Here is a 4,596-nt window from a genome sequence, read left to right on the forward strand (position 1 = left end):
AAGCAGCATGAGAAGGAGCATTAGCTATGTCTGGATAACATCTAGCAGCTTCAGTACAGCTAAATACGTTAGAAGCCGCATTGAGAAAATTAATGTAGTCAATGTCGGTACACTTAGGTGGATTTATGTCCATAACTCCGTACGTTTTTAGAGAAACACTAAGCCATAAGTATATTTATAAAGATATCAAGTTTTCGGCATTTTAACTGCGTAAGTCCTAAAATAAAAAACATTAACGTTAGGTATATCATATTAAGTTTTAAACATTTCCTTTCGAACTTTGTATACACGTCTTTATCATGGACTAAAGATATCAATAGTTAGAAGATACCTGTGAAAGGTCAACTCTTTTTGAGACTTATAGCTGTTTTGTGCGGATCGTGAATTGTTTATCAAATAAAAAGATCATAAAAAACAAATAAACAGCGAACTTAAATTTGATAATAAATCGTAAATATTTTTATAAGTTATTTTACAGTATATATTTTTATAATAAAGTGTTGTAAAATTACCAATTCAAAAATAAAGCCTAAAGACCTTAGAATAAACAAATCAAGATGTGCAGCCTTGTGCGATTATTACTAAGCTGATAAAATCCAGCAAAATTTGGATTTTGAGACACTCTCTTTGAAAGTGGCTATAAAACTCACTATAAACTACTACTCGAAATAGCGAAGAGATAGCTTTGAGATATTTGCATTAAAACACACTAGAGGGTAAAATGAAGACAATTAAGTACTTGATAATTTTATTTGTTCTGCTAATTGTGGTGATTTTGGCTATTCCATCAGAAGACACATCTTTACAGGGAATACTTAACTGGAAAGGGCAAGATTGGCCTTTGACATCTGGCTACGCAGACCCCGGTAATAATTACCGGAATAATACAGGTGCACGGATAGATAATCAACCATCAGGAGTGAATACATACCCTTTAGATGGAGTACTTAACTGGAAAGAGCAAGATTGGTATCTAACATCTGGCTACGCAAATCCCGGTAATAATTACTGGAACAATACAGGTGCATGGATAGATGACCAAGATAGACTGCACTTAACAGTTGTAAACGATAGCGGTACATGGAAAAGCACAATGTTAAATAGCCAAAACACATATTGTTATGGTACTTTTACATGGAATGTAGCTTCACCTGTTTTTACTTTTGGCAAAAATTGCGTGGTTGGACTTTGTACTTATTTAGATGATTATAATGCGTCAAATGTAGTGATTTCAAGATGGGGTGACCCTAATGGGAATCAACTCTGGTATTACAAAGAACCTTCTACAGTTAAAGGAAATAGTAAAGAGTATCTGGTTTCACCGAGCATTGAAGGCGCAAACACAACTTATAGAATTGAGTGGAAACCCAATTATATAAGATTCACATCCATGCAGGCAGATGGAACAGTAATAGCAGACTATAATAATACAAATAGTTCTACAATTCCGAAAGAGCCTGAAAGTGTCATAATGAATTTATGGTTAGTGGCTCCTCCATCCGATGGAAAAAACATTGAACTTATAATTAGTAACTTCACAGTTACTAATAATTGAGTTACAAAGTGGCTTTTAAGCCACTAAACTCCTTTCTTATAAATATTTAGAAAATTGATGCCAAAAATGCTTCAATTAGAGTTGTTAGTATAAAGCCTGAACAAAAAAATATTAAGTTTGTTATGGCTAATAAAATTAAAGATTTTTACAAACCGATCTTCCGTATTCCTGTCAGCTTAGACACGATTGTATTGAACAAATTGGTTTTAAGATGAGATACAAACCAGCTAATGGGGCATGAAAAGTAGTTATTAGTGATCAATTTAGTAAACGCCAATAGGAATTTAACATTTTTATCCACATCCTTCTTGCTCAATCGCGGAACTTTTTCAAGCATTTCTATAGATTCTTCCTCGTCTAAGCCGTATTTTCTAGCCTGGGACCGGAAAAATTCATAGTCTATAGTCTCATCTTCAAAAAAAAACTGCCCTGTAAAGACATTGGCGACATAAGCACCACCTATCATAAAAGGAGCTGCTATGGACCATATGTTGGTCTGACTCCTGTAAATCTTAAACTCTCCAAGAGAAACATTCACGAATAACTTTTTATCGTTTTCCATGCAGAGTTTGCAGTCTTTGGGATATACACTATAGAATCTAATCAAGGTATCATGCCACCCGACACCTGCTAGAACATTGCCTTTGAGATCAACCAGGGCTATTGGAATGGAAGAACGTTTATAGAAATCACTCATAAGAGACTGGATTGCCTGGGTTTCGATAATATTATTAACCTCTAAGTTCTCTGCCTTCTTTGTAGACAAAAGAATACTCCACAATAATAACATCATGCACTGTTTACTTTTACTCAGTACATCCCCTACCTGTTTTTGCTTGAAAATGTTTTGATTTATGTAGAAGCAATCGAGAAGCGCGCCGCATTTGTCAAAGCCAAGATGTGACTTCTTATGCACCCACCTGGGGATTGTCCAGTTTAATTCTAATAGTCCTTTTCGCTTCTTCTGTAAAACTTTTGTTTTGTAAATGTCTTTTGATAATTTAATAGTGACATCAGCCAAAACTAATACGGACACAAAAGTCTGTAGGTATCTCGGCAGTAATTTATTCCAATTACTGAATTGATAATAAATATGATACGTGAAAATCAAATGAAGGTATCGTGTCAATAACACATGCCAGATGTTGAGTTGATCAGGTACACTATACGCAAAAATCATATGCAAGTACTGCATCAATGACATATTACCAATCCTGATTAGGTTTAAAGAGAAAGAGGTAGTATGCACAGACTAGCTGAGCAATAGTAAACCACGCATAAAATATCTGAGGAATAAACGTTATTCTCACAAGATAATCCCACTTACTAGGGTCCTGCACATATCGCAGTGTGTAAACACTGTCCACGTACATTAAACTCATTACCAGTATGAACATCCAGTTGGGATGATAAACACCCTTAACTATGTCATACAAAGCATAATTTAGCAAAAGAATCTGGAAAGATAGCATAATCCAGAAGAGTCCGGCGTTCAGGATGTCTTTTCTGGTGCTTTTATTCCATCCATGCTCCCACAATGTATCAAGCCCACCGCGAAGCCAGCGGACTCGTTGCTTCCATAACTCGCTTAGTTTTAATGGGACATCTGTCCAGGCATGCATCCCAAAACCTGCAGCTGTGTGGTAACCAAGCTCTTTTAGAGTTACCGTTAACTCGTAATCTTCGGTGATGTTATGCACATCATATAAAGTGCAGTCAAGTTTTTCGGTAGCTATGCGTCTTGCCATAACTGCTTTTATTGCTTCTACCTTATATACCGTGCACATTCCGTGCGCGACTTTAATCCCTCGATCCTGACTAACTCGACTTCTGTCGAACTCTGCGTATTCGACATATTGCCAGTGATAAACTAGTTTTTCAAAAAACCCATTAGTTGTCTGTTTGACTACACCGGCACGAGAGCACACTGCCCCAAGCAGTGGATCTAGCTGAAATTCTATTAATGCTTGCTCAACAAGATCTGGAGCTACGACTGTATCACCATCGACTGATAGTACATAATCATATGAATTCAGATCTACACTTTTATAAGCAGTGTTCAATGCCCCAGATTTTTTAAATTTATTTCCAACAGTTTCTATCAAACTTACGCGGTTATCAATGGCAGCTATACTTCTTACTATACTAACCGTGTCATCTGTACTGTTATCACTTATTACAATAACATCGACTTTGACTGTTTGAGTAAGAATGGATTCAATGGTTGAGCGGATTATATCCGCCTCATTATGAGCTGGCACAAACGCGATGACATTGTTCTGTGGAGGCAGAACGGGTGTCATTTCGCAATTCCTCCTAATCACTTACTGCTAATAAATTTTGAGTAATATAATAATCTTTGACAATAATGCAAAATCAGATTAAAAATTATATTATATAAATTATTAAAATCATGTTTTGCAATTAATTGACAGATTACGGAGAAACAAAACCTAGTTCAAATATATAAATTTAGTAGAATACTGCTGTATTTAGAAGATAAATTGCAGTTCTGTATACTTAAATATACAAAAATCTTGAATTTTATTGAAGAGAACTTTTAATTTTCCATTCTGTAGATGTACACAGTAGTAGAGATTATTTGCCTATTTGCTCAAAATGACTCATCAAAGAATGATCAACTTTTTAAATGGCTGCCATTTTGAGAAAATGAGTGGTATTTTTGTGTACATCTACGGAAAGCCAAATTAAAGTTGAAGTTATAGACAAAAACAGCGTTTATTAGAGCTAGTGAAAGAGAACAAGTTTTTACTTAAAAATTCTAATTTGAAAACTCTACGAGATAGATTCCCGAACACTCCTCAAAAAGAGACAGAGAGGCACCTGTTAAGTGAATGAAATGTTCCTATCAATCCATCTAAGTTAAAAAAGAAAAGAGGCTTTCGCCTCAATTAAGCTGGTATATAACTAAAGTCAGATAAAACCATTTCTGCGTTCTGTCCATTTATCGGCGCTAAATGATTCATAAGCCACATCTGCATTGCAACTCCACCTGCTACATGTGGGATACTTGTCTGATC

The 4,596-nt window shown here is 35.5% G+C and carries 3 protein-coding genes and 1 pseudogene; 1 reads left to right on the forward strand and 3 read right to left on the reverse strand.

Translation table 11 applies throughout. The features are described 5' to 3' along the window. Window positions 1–133 (reverse strand): annotated as a pseudogene (locus A9239_RS20190) (IS701 family transposase); the annotation flags it as partial. A 588-nt stretch (window positions 134–721) separates the two neighbouring features. Between A9239_RS20190 and A9239_RS05110 the strand changes: the two are divergent. Next, window positions 722–1,555 carry a glycoside hydrolase family 16 protein gene (locus A9239_RS05110; RefSeq protein WP_048120806.1) on the forward strand — a complete coding sequence of 278 codons (834 nt, stop codon included), beginning with the start codon at window positions 722–724 and terminating at the stop codon, window positions 1,553–1,555. A gap of 145 nt (window positions 1,556–1,700) precedes the next feature. Here A9239_RS05110 and A9239_RS18830 read toward each other — a convergent pair whose 3' ends face one another. Both A9239_RS18830 and A9239_RS05120 read right to left on the reverse strand, forming a co-directional pair. Then, entirely contained in the window at window positions 1,701–2,321 is a 621-nt protein-coding gene (locus A9239_RS18830; RefSeq protein WP_238985647.1) for a PocR ligand-binding domain-containing protein, read from the reverse strand. A gap of 439 nt (window positions 2,322–2,760) precedes the next feature. Further along, window positions 2,761–3,858, reverse strand: a complete 1,098-nt coding sequence (locus tag A9239_RS05120; protein WP_048155868.1) for a glycosyltransferase family 2 protein — start codon at window positions 3,856–3,858, stop codon at window positions 2,761–2,763. Window positions 3,859–4,596 lie beyond the last annotated feature (738 nt).

Origin of the sequence: Methanosarcina sp. A14 (genome assembly GCF_001729375.1) — an archaeon.
GTDB lineage: Archaea > Halobacteriota > Methanosarcinia > Methanosarcinales > Methanosarcinaceae > Methanosarcina > Methanosarcina barkeri.

Coding starts and splice junctions, on each gene's coding strand:
- A9239_RS05110 (WP_048120806.1), top strand. CDS start 722: ATGAAGACAATTAAGTACTTGATAATTTTATTTGTTCTGCTAATTGTG.
- A9239_RS05120 (WP_048155868.1), bottom strand. CDS start 3,858: ATGACACCCGTTCTGCCTCCACAGAACAATGTCATCGCGTTTGTGCCA.